Here is a 16,138-nt window from a genome sequence, read left to right as displayed (position 1 = left end):
AAATGATCCGTGGAGCCGCTTCAGTCACGTCCTAAGTTACCCGCCGCGCAAACCAGTAGATGTAGAGAAGAGCGATTCTCTCACAACGGGGGTTTTCAGGACGGTTGGGCCTCGGCGTAGAAGTTGAACGCCTCGAACACCGGACGGTCACTCATACCGAGGAGGATCGCTTCATCTTCGGGTTCGTGATGGTGGATCTCGTCCGGTGGCACGACGAAGATATCCCACTTCCCCCACTCCAACGCCTCGTCACCGACGTGGGTTGCACCTTCCCCTTCGATGACGAAGTACACTTCTGTGGCGTTGTGGAAGTGCGGATCTGTCGGTCCCTCGTTCAACAGTTGCGCACGGAACGACATGGTCGGGAACAGCGGCTCCTTCCCGGTGGCAGGATTGACGTATGCGAGGCTGTACCCGTCGTGCGGGTCGGGGTCGTCATTGTCCGCTCGCTGGCGGAGCGTCTCAAGCATCTCGTCCCAGCCGAAGCGGTACGGCGGTGTCGCCTCGCGGATGCCCTCGAACGGCCCCGGAATTGAACCGTCCGTCTTTTCATTTGCGGGACGGCCGCGACCGTACTGGGAGTCCCAGTAGCCCTGGGTCTTCGTGACGGGTTGGCGTTCGAGTTCGTGGTTCTCGAAGGCCTGTCGCTTGTTCAGCGAGTCCAAGAAGAGCGGTAGGTCGAGGACGTCAAGCCATGCGGCCGTTTCGTCGGAGTCATTGACGTGGTCGTGCCACTCCCACTGGGGCGTCGTGATGAGGTCGTTGTCCTCCATCGGAAACTCCTCGCCCGCAACGACTGTCTTCATCTCCTCGTTTCCGTCGATGGTGAACCGCAGGGCGTTGGCCGAGTGCCGATGAGAGGGAGCGGTTTCCCCCGGAGAGACCGTCTGGACGCCGACGTAGATCGTGTTCGAGATCGCGTTCCCGATTGCAGTATTGATCGGGACTGCGACACGCCGCTGAAAGCCCGGCGGCAGGTCGGCGATCGGGACGTCCTCCTCGATGCTGTCGATGGCGGTCTGGATGTCCTCCCACTTCCAGATGTCCGCTTCGAGGTCGTCGAAGACGTTTCCGAAGTCGTCCTCCACCTCCCAGAGCGGACGTAGACCGTGGTCTTCTAGGATGTTCCGTGTGTCGGAACTCAGCTCCAAGAGTTCTTCTGGTTCTTGCTGAGCCATAGTCAATTATTATCCAGATTCACCATAAGTGTAGTGGACGCGTCTACCCGATCGGGATACGCATCTGCCTACGGGGCCGACGGTCGGCAGGTTGAAAGTGGTCTCCCCGCAGAGCTACGTCTGTGCGTCGAAAATTTCCTTGGAAGGGAAGACAGCTCGACAATCCTCGCAAACCATCTGTCCCTGAATCGCGTACTCCCAGAGCTTCCCTCCGCAGCTCAAGCAGTCAAAGTGTGCTTGGACGAACGGATCTTCCTCGGCATAGATGTTGTCGAATTCGGCCATGTGCATACATTATGATGGAAGTCCTAAAAGCGCATCGTCCACGGCTGTGACTGTCCCCGCCGTCTGACGTGACTAGAGAAGAGCCCAAGCGGTCAACACGGTGATTAGTTGTCGGTGTACGCCTCCATCGCTTTACGGAGATCATCAGGAAGTTCGATCGCACCCTCGCCGCCGGTGCGAGCGCAGACGCGCTGTTCATACCCGGAGAACGCCACCTCTCCGCCGCAACGCGCGACGTATTCGAATTTCACGCTCCGGTTTCCGAGCGTCGGCGTCAGTTCGATGGTGACGTCATCGCCGGCTTCGACAGGACTCTCGAATTCAAAGTTCATCTCTACGAGCGGGAGGCCGAACCCGCGCTCCTGGGATATCTCCCAGAACGGCCAGCCGATCGCTTCCATGAACATGTCGGATGTCTCGTGGATGGCGTCGACGATGCGGGGGTAGTGGGCGATGCCGAAGGGATCGGTGTCCGAAAATCGCACCGTCCAAGTTCGCTCGTACATGGTCACTCCTCCCGAAGAACGACGGCGGCGTCCAATGCTACGGCGCCGGTGTCGGTCGCCAGCACAGGATTGATGTCCACCTCTGCGATCGCTTCGTAATCGACGACGAGATCCCCGATGCGCTTGACGACATCCGCGAGTGCCGATACATCGGCTGGTGGCCTTCCACGGTAGCCGTCGAGGATACGTATTGCCTGTAGTTCTTCGATCGCCGACCGAGCTTCCGCTCGGTCGATCGGCGCGAGACGGTGACTGGTATCCGCAAACACCTCCGTAAAAACGCCGCCGAGGCCTGTCAGTACGACGGGACCGAACGACGGATCTCGCAGACCGCCGACAATGACCTCGGTACCCGCATCCGTATCGTGCGCCGCTTCGACGAGGATGTTCGCCTCGATTTCCGCCGCAGTCGCAGCGTCGAGGATCGTCTGGGCGGCCTCGTGGACTGCGTCTCCGGTCTCCAATCCGAGCGCTACGCCGACGCCGTCGGCCCACTCACTCTTGTGGACGATTGACGAAGCGGAGACTTTGACGACGACGGGATAGCCGATGGCTTTAGCCGACTCGACGGCCGCCGGTGCGTCTTCCACGACGCGGAACGCGGGAGTCGTTACGTCGGCGTTCGCGAGCAGCGACTTACTTTCCGCCTCGGTTAGGATCGTCCGCCCGTCCGCCTGCGCCGTTGTGATGGGATCAGACATTCGCGTTCACCTCCGTTCGATCGGCGGCACCGGAGAGCACGGAGTACTCAGCGAGCAGGGCAGCAGCCTCCGCGCCGCGCTCGGGCGAGGTGAACACAGGGATGTTTGCCGCGCGGAGCGATTCGAGGTCGTCTGCCATATCCTCCTCGATGCCGTCCGTGGCGAACAGGACCGGTTTGTCGACTCTTTCGGCCAAGCCGTCGAGTTTGTCGAGTGGGAAGCCCAACGCCTCCTCGAACAGTTCGTATACGAGGACGATATCAATCTGTTCGTCCTCCGCGACGGCGGACACGACCTCGCCAAACTCCGGCATGGGCCGCCCGGTATCGACGGGATTTCCTGAGTACGTAATTCCGGGGAGGAGCCCTTCAAGACGCTTTTGGGTCGGCGTCGTCAGTTCTGAGAGGTTACCGCCAGCCCGTTGAATGCGGTCAGCGATGATGATTCCAGGGCCGGCTTGTGCCGTCACGACGCCGACGTTCGGTCCAGAGGGGCTGGGCGAGCGTCCGAGCGCGACGCCCGCGTCGATCAGTTCGCTCGTCGATTCGACCGTCAGGGCACCATACTGCTCGAATCCCGCCATATACAGTTCGTGCTCCCCCGTCAGCGCTCCGGTGTGTGACTCGGCGAAGTCGCCGACGTCGGTCTTTCCTACCTTGTAGGCGACCACCGGCGTCTCGGCGTCACGACACGTTTCGAGTAATCCACGTCCGTCGTCTGTGCCCTCAACGTGCAGAAGTATCGCGTCGGTTCGCTTGTTTGCATCGAGATACGAGACGACCTCCCGAAAACCGACGTTGGCGCGATTTCCGAGCCCGACCATCGCCGACAACCCGTAGTTCTCGCGACGAGCCTGGAAGGCGAGAACGTGAGCGACGCCGCCACTTTGAGCGACGACCGCGACGTTTCCTGTTGGTATCCGCTCGACACCGCTCGCGAACGAGGCAAGCAGTTCCTCGCTCGGGACGACGAATCCGCTCGTATTCGGCCCGAGAAGCGCGATATCGTGTTCAGTTGCCACCTCGACGACGCGTTCCTGGAGGCGTTCACCCTCCTCACCGGTCTCGGCGAAGCCGCCGGCGTAGATGACGGCACCTCCGACGTTGGCTTCGCCACACTCTTCGAGCACGTCCGGAACAACAGGCCCGGGAACGCACAGCAAGGCGAGGTCGACGGTGTCATCGATTTCCGTGACTGAGGCGACGAACGATTCGTCGAACACCGTTCCCGACGAAGACGGATTGACGGGGTAGACGGAACCGCTGAACGCAGTCGCATTCGCCATCGCCTCGTAGCCGATCTTTCCCTCGGTCTGTGAGGCCCCGATGACCGCAATACTGTCGGGGTCGAACAGTCTCTGGAGATTCACAGCTACCTCTATTCGGATGACCACCATATCGTTTTCCCCGACTCTCGGACGCAATGTTTCCATCTACGACCGAAACGGATCACTCTCGTCCGCCACGATTCGGGAGTAGGTTTATGCGAATGGGTCGCCAATCGCCCACAGAATGGCGCTACTAGAAGGACAGGGCCTCACGAAACGATTCGGTGGCGTCGTCGCCGTGGACGACGTGACGTTCTCGGTCGAACGCGGCGAGTCCGTCGGACTCATCGGCCCGAACGGGGCCGGAAAGACGACGCTCTTTCGGCTGCTCACCGGCATCCACGACCCGACGGAGGGTCGAGTCATCTTCAACGGCAACGACATCACCGGGATGTCGCCCCACCGGATCTGTCACCGAGGTCTGGTCAAGACTCACCAAATCGTTCGACCGTTCGAGAATCTAACGCTGCTCGAGAACGCCGCCGTCGGGGCGCAGTTCGGCGGACGCAACCCCGACGACCCGGAAGAGCGTGCCTACGAGGCGCTAAAGTTCGTTGGACTCGCCGATGCGGCCCACGAATCACCTGACACCCTCAGCGTCGGTGCACTCAAACGCCTCGAGATCGCGCGCGTCCTCGCTACAGATCCCGATGTGCTCTTGTTCGACGAGGTCGCGGGTGGACTCGATCCGGAGGAAACTGGGGAGATCATCGACCTCATCGCCGATATTAAAGCGCGAGACAAGACCGTCTTCCTTATCGACCACGTCATGCGCGCGTTGATGACCGTCAGTGAACGTATCTTCGTGCTGGACAACGGTCAGCTCATCGCGGAGGGAACCCCGGACGAGATTCAGAACGACGACCGCGTTATCAAGGCGTATCTCGGTGAGAGCGCGAACCGCGACGCCTCGAATCCGATCAACGGCGACTGACGCAGTGTCGTCCGTCCTGTCCACTACGGCTTCCCGTCAAATTCAACGAACGTCGCGATTTTCTCGCTCGCGCCCTCAGTGACGCTCGACCCGTGATACACGAGTCCGGTCTCGAACTCGTAGTCTAGCAACCGGTCGAGGTTTCGATCCGCCGCAGCAAGATCGTCGGAGAAGAAGTCGGTCGGTAAAACGAAATAGCCTGCGGGCAGCCCCCGGGCGTCGGCTCCAAACAGGGCATCACCCAGAACGGCGATACCTTCTTCTTCATCGATTAACACGTGATGATCCGGCGAATGACCGGGAACGTGAACCGCGACGAACCGCCCGATACCGTCGCCATCGCCGTACCGATGATCGGGGACGACGTTCTCGTCGAGTACCGTCTGGTCTGGAACCCAGGTTTCGACGTCGTGCGTCTCGGCGATTTCGGCGAGTCCGCCGACATGATCCGGATCGCCGTGAGTGACGATAACCCGCTTGAGGTCGATTTCGAGTTCGTCGAGCGCCGACCCGACGACGTCGGTCGTATCCTCGAATCCGGTGTCGACGAGCGTCGGTCGCGCTCCGTCGAACAGAAATACGCGGTAGCGGGCGTCGTCTCCCTGTCGAACGGTCACGTCATACACTCCTGAGCGAATCTCCGCTATCATATCCATCGGATGTAGGAGCACATCGACTAAAGCGTTTTTCGACGGGTTCCGCTGGACACTGGTCGCCACTTCCGGAAAAAATAATTGTGGTCGAGTACGAGGTGATACATAATCGGTTTCCAACATGGAACGCTCGTCCACCCTCTCCGCACTCTCGATACCGGCCATCGACAGGTCATGGGTCTCACTTCCGGTGGGAACCGTTGTGGCCGTCGCTGTCCTTCTCTATGCGCCGGTTTCCGGCGACACCGCGGCGATGGTCGCCATAACTGTTTTCTGCGTCAGCCTCTGGATCGGATCTCCCGTCAAACCTTGGTTCACTGGGCTCGTCTGTATCGGTCTCATCGGCGTTACGTTCTCGACGGAGGTTGCCCTTGTCGGCTTCCGGTCACCCGCCACGTGGCTCATCGTACTCGGCATCCTCATCGGGGAAGCGACGCGAACGAGCGGATTAGCAAACCTCATCGAACGATGGACGCTAAGGCGGATGCCGGCGGCCCGATTCGAGAATACCATCGCCGCGTATCGATATCTGCTCGTTACTCTGTCGTTCGCTAGCTTGCTACTCGCCGTCCTGATACCCTCGTCGGTCGTACGCGTGCTCATACTCGGCCCTATCCTGATCTCCATCGGCGAACTGTTTGAGGAACGTCGAGCGAAAGTAGGCATCTTCTTGGGGCCGCTTTTCGCCACCTTCTATGGGTCGTCGGGCGTCCTCACGGGATCGCTCGCGAACATCATCATCACCGGTATCGTCGAGGCGAACGCGGGCGTCACCATTAGCTGGACCGAATGGCTGCTGTGGATGGGGCCGATAATGGGCGTCGGTCGTACCGTTGCGATCATCGCCGTCGCTTATTTTCTCTATCGACCACATAACTCTCGCTCGATCGTTCGACCCGCCGAGTCCGAAGACGCGTTCGAGATATCGTCCGACGAGCGACGAATGTTAGGATTCCTCCTTCTGGGCGTCGCCGTCTGGGCAACCGACTCCTTCCACGGCCTGCATCCGTTATACGGCGCGCTCCTGGTCGCACTCCTGACGTTTGCTCCCAGAATTGGCGTCGTCGGATCTGAGACGCTAGCGGAAGCCGACTTCTCCATCATCTTCTTTCTCGGGGCTATCTTCGCCATCGCCGAAGGGTTGCAACGAACGGCGTTCACCGACCTCGCGGCCAAGGCCATTCTATCGAATCTCTCGGGTGACGCGTCGCTCGTCGTCGTGCTGACGGTCGTTTCGATTGCATCGGTCATCCTCGTCTTCCTGATGGAAGGGCTCGCGGCGGCGAGCGTGCTGACTCCGATACTGACGTCGTTTACTTCCGGCGCCGGCGTTCCCCTCCTCCCGGTCGCGATGGTCGAGGCCGTCGTGTTGAACAGCTACTTCTTCCCGTACCAATCGGCGGTTCTCATCGCCATCCTTGGACTCGATATGGCGGATTCAGGAGAAGTAATCCGGGTGGCGGCGCTGGGATCGATTCTCACGTTCGGCATCCTCCTCCCGATTCAAGCGGTTGCGTTCGCGCTTGTCTTTTGAAGCCGACAGCTTCTGTCAACCGAAGTGTTGCTCGATGATGCGCTCTCGCTGTATCGTTCCGGTATCGGACCGCGGCAGCGTCTCAGTGATGATGGCGTATTGACGCGGGCGCTTGAAGTCGGCCAGCGAGTCGCGATTCTTGCAGAATGCGTCAAGTTCGTCTTCATCGATGGGGTCGTCGGTGACAACGACGGCGCTAATGATCTGTCCCCAGTGGTCGTCGTCCAATCCGACAACGCACACCTCCCTGACGTTGTCGTGAGAGGCCAACGCTCGTTCGACTTCGGTCGGATAGACGTTCTCCCCGCCGCTGATGATCATGTTGTCGACGCGGTCGACGATGTAGAGGAACCCGTCTTCGTCGATTCGAGCGACGTCGCGGGTTCTAAGCCAGTCGCCGAAATACGATCTCCGCTCGGCGCGTTCGTTATCGATGTATCCCTTTGACCGTCCAGGTCCCCGTACGATGATCTCCCCCAACTCACCCGGATCGACAGTTGCTGTTGGATCCGGATGTTCATCCAACGGTACCGTCTCCACCACTCGTAATTCCCAGACGAACGACTCCTTGCCGATCGTTCCGGGATGGTCGTCCTGAACCGACGGGTGAGCGAACGTCAAGTTTGGCCCACCTTCCGTCATCCCGTACGTGTTGTAGACGTTTTCGGTGAGCAGCGCAGCGGTGCGCTCGATCAATTCCTCAGTGACGATTGACCCACCTGTCCTAATATACGAAAGCGAATCGATGTCGTAGTCCGATTCGGCCTGGACATCGTTAAGTCCGTTTAATTGCGTTGGGACGGCGAGCAATCCCGTGATATCGTGTTTCTCGATCAGTTCAAGTGCCTCCGTCGGCTCGAAGCTCGAATGAAGAACGACCGTGGCTCCGGCGAGGAGGTGAGGGTAGAGCCACGCGTCGGACGTTACCATGTGGTACCACGGCGTCGTCACAAGTGCGACGTCAGTCATGTCGATGCCGTGTTCCATGACGACTTGGGTCGCTCCGAGCCACATCTGCTCTTGGTCAAAGCAAACCGCTTTCGGCTGGCTCGTCGTCCCACTCGTGTAGAAGACGGCACACTCATCATCGTCGGGTAACCCGTCCCGTAGCTCCTCGGCCGCCCCCGAGAGTACCGCCTCGTACGATTCGACACCGTCACGAGAGATATTCCGCTGCCCGGCGTGAATGGCTACCTCGAACTCGCCCTGCTCAAGCATCTCGAGTCCGATCTCCGCGTTGGCATCGTCGAAGACCAAGCCTGCCGCGTCCACCGTCTCCGCCATCGAAATCAGTTCGATAGTACTGCCCCTGAAGGGAAGTTGTACGGTGGCTTCGCCGCGCTTCTGTCCGGCGATCATCGATTCTACGGCGGGCAATCCATTGACCGCAAGAACTGCACATCGCTCGGAGGGAATACGCTCGTCGAGAGCGTTTGCCAACTGGGTGCTTCGCCGGTCGAATTCGTCATAGGTGAATTCATCTCCGTCGTCAGTGACGATGGCAGTATCGTTACCGTGCGTCCGGACGGTTCGTTTGAACGCCTCTAGGTATTTCATGATATCGGACGATATGATATAGCATACCCACCTCAGCTATTAATGGTTACGGTCGTCTCGGTGACGGCGGTCGATTTCCACCGAACGTCGCCGTATTGGGCCATCTTTCTGTGACTCAGGCGATCTATAAATCTGAGCCCCTGTCTTCCCCGTTCGCTACCTGGATTCTCGAGCAAGCACGATCAGATTTTTGTGCAGCTCCGCGCAACGATACCTATGTTCACTGAAGGCATCCGTAGGAGCGGCCGGGGGCTCTTGTCGCACGTCAAGCCGGTGTTCCTGATTCCCGCCATCTCAACATCCTTGTTTGGGGGATTGCTCGCCCAGGAGTTCGCTCTCGTTCCGGGGATACTTCACGGGTGGGCCGTCGGACTCGCACTGTATACGGCCCACTTAAAAGATGGATACGTCGACGGCCACGTTCGCGGTGAAGAGCAACCAACCCTGTCTCCTCGGGAGAATCAGGTCGCGATACGGATGGTGAGCGCTGGTTTACTTATAACCATTGTCGCCCTGTGTTGGTACGCGAGTCCCGTCGCTGTACTGTTGACGGTCCCGCTGTGGATACTGGCCCTACTGCACGCGCCGTACCTCGATATGAATCCGGTCACGGTCACCGTCGATTACCCAATAGGCATCGGACTGTCCGTCGTCGGCGGTTATTTCGTCCAGACGGGGCAGCTGCCCGCTAGAATTCTTAGCGTATCGATCCTGTTCGTCGTCCTTCTCTCGGGGATGAAGGTATCCACAGACCAACTCGATTATGCATTCGATCAGTCGATCGGAAAACACACTATTCCAGTTCTTCTCGGAAACGGTGCGGCGAATGTGGTCGCAGCCGCGTTTTTCTTCTCGACTTCATTGCTCGTGGTCGGGTTTGTCAACGCAGGCTTGTTTCCGACTATCACGGCCGTTGCAGGTGTACTCCCGCTGTTAGCCGCCAGTGTAGGGTTCGTCTGGTCCGGACGCAGCATGGTCAGAGTCCAAATGTTTCTCACGTACCCTTTCGCGGTGATCCTCTTTTCGACCTGTTGCTGGTCGACACGTTGTAGCGTGATTCAGTACCTCGATCTTCCGCGATTCGCTCTCATCGGTTTGCTGTAGTACGATACCAGAGGGATTGATTTGCTACTACGTTTCACTGGAACTATTGTTAGGCGATGTCTTACCGATACCGTTTTCTTCTCACAATTTAACCCTCCACCCTATCCTTTTCGCCTAGATTACCGTCGTACTATGGCAGTTCCGACAGATTAACTGGTCACTCGATAAAGCGTTCGCTCTCAGCGAACAATCTCGTTACAGTTCCGACAATTTTTGATCCTATCTACTGAATTTAGTTCAAGAAACCATTGCAACTTTGCCGTGATTCGCGGTTTGTTAATCATACGCACTCCCATTACAGGACTATCCTTGTAATCAGAAGCTCCGAAGAGTTCTTGATACCTTACTAAACAATAGTCATCAAACGTTCGTTGATAGCGAACACTATATGAGGTCGGTGTATTGCTCCCCTAATAACAGTACGTATTCAGCCTTCAATGATGAAAAACGCGAAGGTAGATAGTTCTTCGAAACCGCCGAGCGAGAATCACCCAATCGGTAGAATCCACCAACGTTTAAGTTGAAAACGGCTCATTCGTTAGACGATGGGTGTCAACGCCAACGAAACGAAGCTAGTTAAGTCGGATGAAACGCTGTTCGCTATAATTGAACAGCTGAAAGAATCCGACGGTGCGGGTGTTACCGAACTCGCTGAGCAACTGGATATGGCGAAAAGTTCCGTCCACAAACACCTCTACACGATGGTCAAACACAGGTACGTGGTAAAACGGAATAACACGTACCATCTCGGACTCCAGTTTCTAAACTTCGGCGAGTACGTCAGAGACAGCTACGAGATCTATCATGCTTCTAAGTTAAAAATCCACGAACTCGCGGAGAGAACGGGAGAGATGGTTTGGCTCATCATACCAGAGAACGGTCTCGGCTGGTTTCTGTACGGGGAGAAAGGCGACACCGGAATTAGCGAGGAATCGATTATCGGATCGTGGACGCACCTTCACAACAACTCCGGTGGAAAAGCGATTCTAGCAAATCTCCCGTCGGAGCAGGTTGACCACATCATCGATCAGCATGGGCTTCCATTGAAAACGGAGAACACTATCACAGATAGAGATACGCTGCGGACGGAACTCGAAAGCATCCGTGAACGAGGGTACGCCATAAACCGAGGCGAAGACATCGCAGGGATTCACGCGGTCGGAGTTCCACTGATTTTCGATGGAGAAATCCAAGGAGCGTTGTCGATCGCGGGCGCCGCACACCGTTTCACACAGGATCAACGTGAGCAGGAACTCGCCGAGTATCTCCTCGCCGCCGCGGATGATATCGAGGTTAATCTCGCGTATCAGTAACTCTAGTCCAGTCTCAGCGGTTGACCCATGTCAACGGCTGGCGAAATTTGATGCTTCTGCCATCGTTCTCCATTAGCGAACCAATGTATTCCGAACGTGACCTTGAAGGGAGCCATACATAGCGTGTCAGTAGTAGCAATCAACAGACATATCCGAAATTTCGAGGGTTGAAAGTACAAAACGGTCGAATTTACTGGCGTGACGGTGCGTTTTCCACTAGTAACATTCTGAATCCTCCAAAATCCTTTTATAACGGTCTGTTAGTATTCGTTAGTGATCGTGTTCGCACCCTGGCGAACGTGTCCTATCAATTCGGAGCGATAGGCCGAATCTTTCAGCCTGTCAGTAGGGGTCGCTACAGAGAGGGCACCGAGCACGTTAGCGTTGTTGAGAAGAGGAACTGCAACGACGCACATTCCAGGGATTTGTTGGTTGCAGTCCAAAGCGTAGCCGTCGTCCTGAATCGTTCGTAGTTCTTCTCGCAGGGTTTCCGCGTCCGTGACCGTGTTTTCGGTCACTGGGTCCAATCCGTGTGTATCGAGTATCTCCTCGACATCTTCGTCGGAGAGGTGGGCCAGTATGACCTTTCCGGCAGCGTGTGAATGGAGCGGCGTCCGTCGGCCCGGATATGTGCCTAGGTTCAACGACCGTGACCCGCTTTCGTTGTGGAGAACAATCCATCTACCACGTTCCTCGACGCTGACGGTAGCGAGTTCACCTGTTTCGGAAGCTATCTGCTCTAACACCGGTTTCGCAACGTGGAACAGGCGGTTTCTGTGTTTCAATTGACTACCCATGGCGAGGAACCGGTATCCTACGTGATATTGTCCGTCTCTTCTAACCACGTACCCTGTCGACTCTAGCGTCCGAAGGTAGTCGTGTGCGGTACTCCGAGGCATATCCATCTGTGTGGCCAGATCTGACGGCCCCCTTATGTTCCCCTCCCACAGTAACTCGATGATTTCGAAGGCTCGGACGATCGTTTGAAGCGGGGCGGATGTTCGTTTCATACTACCACTACCGTTTTCGCTCTTATAACCGTTCGGTTATTTCGGACGAATCTGGGGAAGGCTCTTTGGCTTTACAAGCATAGAACTGTAATGAGATATCGTCGATGAAGACTGGGAAAACGCAACGATAATCGGGTATTCACAAAGATTCAGGTTTTATAACCTGTCACGCGGCGTCTCACCGGAACCGTTCGAATATTTCGGACGAACTGTATTCCTCGGATTTCCGCCGGTAATCGGTTGATTATCTCTATTTTCGCGCGACCGAATACCTCCCTTTTGTCCACGATTAGAAGAAAGCGACTATTCTGGCGATGAGCAGCGGTGCAAACGCGCCGATTGACGCGAAGTACCGGTTCCCGACGCCGGCGAGACCGAAGAGATTCGTCGCCATCACAATCGCTCGGCGTGAACCAATTTAATCGACGTAATCCCGGTCGGGAGGCTCAATGGGATCGTAACGGCGAACATGGCGCTCACGGGCCAGTTTACGGTCGATCAATCTATCCCCATGCCAGAACTGATCAGTGGCGCTTTGTTGACGGAAAGATATCGTAGGCCGATACCAGCACCGAGACCGCGAGGAGCGCGATAACGAATACTGGACGATCGAGAAGGTGGAGAGGTGAAGCGTCTTAGCGTGGAAACGAGGATCTGTCACGGGAATCGGCGGACGCCGTCATTTGGAATTCGGATGATGGATCACTCCTCGTCGATTGGAAGCGATCCGTGTTCGGCGGCAAACTCATCGCGCAGCACCTTCTTGTCGAACTTCCCTGTTGTCGTCTTCGGAATCGACTCGATGAAGACGATCTGATCGGGGAGCCACCACTTCGGGAACCGCTCGAGGAGATGCTCTCTAAGTTTGTCCTCGGTGATCTCGCTGCGCTGGACGACGTAGGCGACCGGGCGCTCGTCCCACTTCTCGTGTTCTATGTTGATCACCGTCGCCTCCTCGACATCGTCGTGAGCCATCAACTCGTTCTCAAGTTCGAGCGAGGAGATCCACTCGCCGCCGCTCTTAATGACATCGTCGAGACGGTCGACGACCTCAAGGTACCCGTATTTGTCGATCACGCCGACGTCGCCGGTCTTGAACCAGCCGTCATCGGTGAACGAAGCATCGGTCTCCTCGGAGCGCGCATAGTACTCGTTAATGAGCCACGGCGCCCGCGCCTGAATCTCGCCGGTCGACTCGCCGTCGTGGGGGACGGGTTCACCGTCAGGTGTCCGCAGGCGGATTCGCACGCCGGGTGCCGGAATCCCAGGTTTCATCTGCTGCTGGTACCGTTCGCTCTCCGACAGTTCCCGGACTTCGGTCGTCGTCAGCGTGTTGACGAGGTGGGGTGCCGCCTCTGTCATGCCGTACCCTTGGTGGATCGGCGCATCGATCTCCTTGTCGAACTTCTCCATGAGCCACTCCGGCGGAGAGGTGCCGCCGATGAGAACCCGATCGAGGCTCTCGAATTCGACGTCCTCGTTCTCATCGTAGTACTGTGCCATGTCGAGCCAGACCGTCGTCACGGCGGCGGTGACGGTTACTTCCTCGCGGTCGATGAGACGGGCGATTCCCTCGGCGTCGATGTTTTCGCCCGGTAGGACGAGCTTCGAGCCGGAGAGCGTCGCCGAGTAGGGCAGCCCCCAGCCGTTGACGTGATACATAGGGACGACCGGCATCACGGTATCGTCCTCACCGATCTCGAAGACGTCGATGTGGCCGTGGGTCAGCGAGTGCAGGTAGAGGTCACGATGAGTGTACGCGGCACCCTTCGGCAATCCCGTCGTCCCCGAGGTGTAGCAGATCCCCGCCTCGTCGTCCTCGTCGAGGTCAGGCCAGTCGTACTCAGTATCTTGCCCCTCAAGCAGATCCTCGTAGGCGATCGTGGGCTCGAGGTCCGTCTCGGGAACCTCGTCGTCCAGGATTACGTACTGCTCGACCGTCTCGAACTCGTCGGCGACGTTCTCGACGGTTTCGATGAACTGGGGATCGACGAAGACAACCTCATCTTCGGCCTCGGTGACGATCTCAATTAAGTGCTCGTCCGGAAGCATGTGGTTGGTCATGTGGATACTCCGGCCGCTACACGCGGGGCCGAAGTACAGTTCGTAGTGGCGGTAGTGGTTGATCGCCATCACCGACACGCGGGACCCGGGCTTGACACCGAGATCGTCGAGCGCGTTCGCCAACTGCCCGATCCGGCCGTACGCCTCTTCGTACGTGTACCTGTGGGTCGTTCCGTCGGGCAGTTCCGAAACGATCTCCTTGTGACCGAACAGGTCAGTAGCCCGCTCGAGCATGACCTGTAGCGTGAGTTCATAGTCCTTCATCGCGAATCACCGTCCGCGGGTTCGAAGCGGTAGAAGACGCGTTTCTCGTCCGTCGGGCCGTCGATCTCGACGATCTTCAGCGACACTAGGTCGCCGATTTCGAGGTCGCCGTACGAGGCGTCGTCGACGCGTCCCGAGAGCTTGACGGGTCCGAGGTCGACGACGGCCACCACGTAGGGAACGTCGTGTTCGCGTAGCCCCAGCGGGAGGCCGCCCCGAACCTCGGAGAAGGCGAACAGCTCGCCCTCGTGGGGGAGGTCGACGTACTCGAGGTCGTCGCTCGTACACCCGGGGCAGACGATTCGGGGGGGGAAGTAGATCTCGTCGCAGTCGCGACACTGCGTCGTCGTCAGCTGCCCGTCACGGAGGTTGTCGTAGAACTCGTAAATCTTTGTCTGGTCTTCGGTCTGGAGCTCGTAGAAGTCGAGCAGTCGCGGGAACTCGATCCGGTCGGGAACTGAAACGCGTTCTCGCTCGCCGTCGTCGGAATCGCTGGTGTCTGTTTCGGTCATCGTGGATCACTGTTTAGGATCATCACACTGTGAACCGAGCCGCTGCCGCTCAGGTTGTGGATGAGTCCAGTCGTCGGGTCGTCTACCTGTCGCTCACGCTCCACCTCGCCCTGGAACTGCCGGGTGATTTCGAGGGCTTGCGAGACGCCAGTCGCGCCCAGCGGGTGACCACAGCCGAGCAAGCCGCCCCGGGGATTGACCGCGACGTCGCCATCGATATAGCTGCGGCCGTCCTCGATGAATTGGCCGCCTTCGCCGCGTTCGGCAAAGCCGAGTTCCTCGTATTCGATGATTTCGCTGATCGAGAAGCAGTCGTGGATCTCGGCGACATCTATTTCCTCGAGCGGATCCTCGATTCCAGCCTGCTCGTAGGCGTTCTGTGAGGCCTTGCGGGCTTGGGGCCAGCCGCTGAACGACGGCAAGTTGTTGATCGAGTTGCCCGCCATCGACGATTGGCCGCTACCGGTGATCCAGGCCGCGGTATCGGTGACTTCCCGGGTTTTCTCCTCACTCATCATGATCACACCCGCCGCACCGTCGGTGATACCGCTGCAGTCGTAAAGGTGAAGCGGCGGCGCGATCTCAGCCGACTCGGTGATCTCCTCGGGGTCAATCTCGGAGCGGAACTGGGCGAAGTCGGTCTTGGCGGCGTTGCTCTTGTTCTTCGCCGCGACCAGCGACAATTGATTGCGGGTCGTCCCGTATTCGTGCATGTGGCGCTGGGCGTACCACGCAAAGAACGGCGGGGCGGAGAGTCCGTTGACGCCGTCGAATTCCCGATCGAGCACGTTGGCCATCGACGACTGCATCTCCGGCACATAGTCGCGGCCGAGGTTCATCTTCTCGACACCGAGCACGAGCGCGGTGTCGAGCTGACCGGCTGCGATTGCGAGCCAGGCGTAGCGCAACGCGGCTTGGCCGCTAGCACAGGCCAGTTCGGTACGGGCGGTCATCTCAGTGACTTCGATCCCGAGTAGTTCGGCTACCATTGGTGCAACGTGAGACTGGTAGGAGAACCGCTCGGGCTGGACGGTTCCGACGAACAGTCCCTCGATATCCTCGGGACCAACGCCGGGAGCGCCGTCGAACGTCGCTTTTCCACCTTCCTGGGCGAGATCCTTCCACGTCGCGTCGCGCTCGCCCCACTCCGTGGTGCCGCCGCCGACGATTGCAACGTTACGCGTCGTTGCAGGCAC

At 58.1% G+C, this 16,138-nt stretch carries 15 protein-coding genes; 4 read left to right on the top strand and 11 right to left on the bottom strand.

The window, feature by feature from the left end; genetic code table 11:
- Positions 1-95: 95 nt before the first annotated feature.
- The 5 genes from LIX00_RS17440 to LIX00_RS17420 all read right to left on the bottom strand — a co-directional run bounded on the left by LIX00_RS17440 (position 96) and on the right by LIX00_RS17420 (position 4,066).
- Positions 96-1,178 (bottom strand): cupin domain-containing protein, encoded by a 1,083-nt coding sequence (locus LIX00_RS17440; protein WP_227355818.1) that lies wholly within the window; start codon positions 1,176-1,178, stop codon positions 96-98.
- Between the two features lie 114 nt (positions 1,179-1,292).
- A complete protein-coding gene (locus LIX00_RS17435) occupies positions 1,293-1,463 on the bottom strand; it encodes a hypothetical protein (protein WP_227355817.1) in 171 nt (56 codons plus the stop codon).
- A gap of 104 nt (positions 1,464-1,567) precedes the next feature.
- Positions 1,568-1,969 carry an acyl-CoA thioesterase gene (locus tag LIX00_RS17430; RefSeq protein WP_227355816.1) on the bottom strand — a complete coding sequence of 134 codons (402 nt, stop codon included), beginning with the start codon at positions 1,967-1,969 and terminating at the stop codon, positions 1,568-1,570.
- A 2-nt stretch (positions 1,970-1,971) separates the two neighbouring features.
- Positions 1,972-2,670: an acetate--CoA ligase family protein gene (locus LIX00_RS17425; RefSeq protein WP_227355815.1), complete on the bottom strand. Its 699-nt coding sequence runs from the start codon at positions 2,668-2,670 to the stop codon at positions 1,972-1,974.
- Positions 2,663-4,066 carry a CoA-binding protein gene (locus tag LIX00_RS17420; RefSeq protein WP_227355814.1) on the bottom strand — a complete coding sequence of 468 codons (1,404 nt, stop codon included), beginning with the start codon at positions 4,064-4,066 and terminating at the stop codon, positions 2,663-2,665. The genes LIX00_RS17425 and LIX00_RS17420 overlap by 8 nt, the downstream gene beginning before the upstream one ends.
- A 115-nt stretch (positions 4,067-4,181) precedes the next feature.
- Here LIX00_RS17420 and LIX00_RS17415 point away from each other — a divergent pair, with 115 nt between their 5' ends.
- Positions 4,182-4,931 carry an ABC transporter ATP-binding protein gene (locus tag LIX00_RS17415; RefSeq protein WP_227355813.1) on the top strand — a complete coding sequence of 250 codons (750 nt, stop codon included), beginning with the start codon at positions 4,182-4,184 and terminating at the stop codon, positions 4,929-4,931.
- 23 nt (positions 4,932-4,954) lie between these two features.
- Here the strand turns inward: LIX00_RS17415 and LIX00_RS17410 are convergent, their stop codons facing one another.
- Positions 4,955-5,548, bottom strand: coding sequence for an MBL fold metallo-hydrolase (locus LIX00_RS17410; protein WP_227355812.1), 594 nt, complete (start codon positions 5,546-5,548; stop codon positions 4,955-4,957).
- A gap of 238 nt (positions 5,549-5,786) precedes the next feature.
- On the opposite strand from LIX00_RS17410, the gene LIX00_RS17405 reads away from it, so the two are divergent.
- A complete protein-coding gene (locus tag LIX00_RS17405) occupies positions 5,787-7,118 on the top strand; it encodes an SLC13 family permease (protein WP_227355811.1) in 1,332 nt (443 codons plus the stop codon).
- A 15-nt stretch (positions 7,119-7,133) separates the two neighbouring features.
- Here the strand turns inward: LIX00_RS17405 and LIX00_RS17400 are convergent, their stop codons facing one another.
- Positions 7,134-8,675: a class I adenylate-forming enzyme family protein gene (locus LIX00_RS17400; RefSeq protein ID WP_227355810.1), complete on the bottom strand. Its 1,542-nt coding sequence runs from the start codon at positions 8,673-8,675 to the stop codon at positions 7,134-7,136.
- A 216-nt stretch (positions 8,676-8,891) separates the two neighbouring features.
- Between LIX00_RS17400 and LIX00_RS17395 the strand changes: the two genes are divergently transcribed.
- Together LIX00_RS17395 and LIX00_RS17390 are read left to right on the top strand one after the other, a co-directional pair.
- Positions 8,892-9,779 carry a UbiA family prenyltransferase gene (locus LIX00_RS17395; protein ID WP_227355809.1) on the top strand — a complete coding sequence of 296 codons (888 nt, stop codon included), beginning with the start codon at positions 8,892-8,894 and terminating at the stop codon, positions 9,777-9,779.
- Between the two features lie 545 nt (positions 9,780-10,324).
- Positions 10,325-11,092 carry an IclR family transcriptional regulator gene (locus LIX00_RS17390; protein ID WP_227355808.1) on the top strand — a complete coding sequence of 256 codons (768 nt, stop codon included), beginning with the start codon at positions 10,325-10,327 and terminating at the stop codon, positions 11,090-11,092.
- A gap of 260 nt (positions 11,093-11,352) precedes the next feature.
- On the opposite strand, the gene LIX00_RS17385 is transcribed toward LIX00_RS17390, so the two are convergent.
- From LIX00_RS17385 to LIX00_RS17370, 4 genes are all read right to left on the bottom strand, one after another.
- On the bottom strand, positions 11,353-12,102 hold the full coding sequence (locus tag LIX00_RS17385; protein WP_227355807.1) for an IclR family transcriptional regulator: 750 nt from the start codon (positions 12,100-12,102) through the stop codon (positions 11,353-11,355).
- A 702-nt stretch (positions 12,103-12,804) separates the two neighbouring features.
- Positions 12,805-14,430 carry a long-chain-fatty-acid--CoA ligase gene (locus LIX00_RS17380; protein ID WP_227355806.1) on the bottom strand — a complete coding sequence of 542 codons (1,626 nt, stop codon included), beginning with the start codon at positions 14,428-14,430 and terminating at the stop codon, positions 12,805-12,807.
- Positions 14,427-14,942 carry a Zn-ribbon domain-containing OB-fold protein gene (locus tag LIX00_RS17375; RefSeq protein ID WP_227355805.1) on the bottom strand — a complete coding sequence of 172 codons (516 nt, stop codon included), beginning with the start codon at positions 14,940-14,942 and terminating at the stop codon, positions 14,427-14,429. Before LIX00_RS17375 ends, LIX00_RS17380 begins: the two co-directional genes overlap by 4 nt.
- On the bottom strand, positions 14,939-16,138 hold the full coding sequence (locus LIX00_RS17370) for a thiolase C-terminal domain-containing protein (RefSeq protein WP_227355804.1): 1,200 nt from the start codon (positions 16,136-16,138) through the stop codon (positions 14,939-14,941). The genes LIX00_RS17375 and LIX00_RS17370 overlap by 4 nt, the downstream gene beginning before the upstream one ends.

The sequence above is a fragment of the Haladaptatus salinisoli genome (assembly GCF_020614375.1).
GTDB lineage: Archaea > Halobacteriota > Halobacteria > Halobacteriales > Haladaptataceae > Haladaptatus > Haladaptatus salinisoli.
This window is presented reverse-complemented; position numbering and strand designations above follow the sequence as displayed.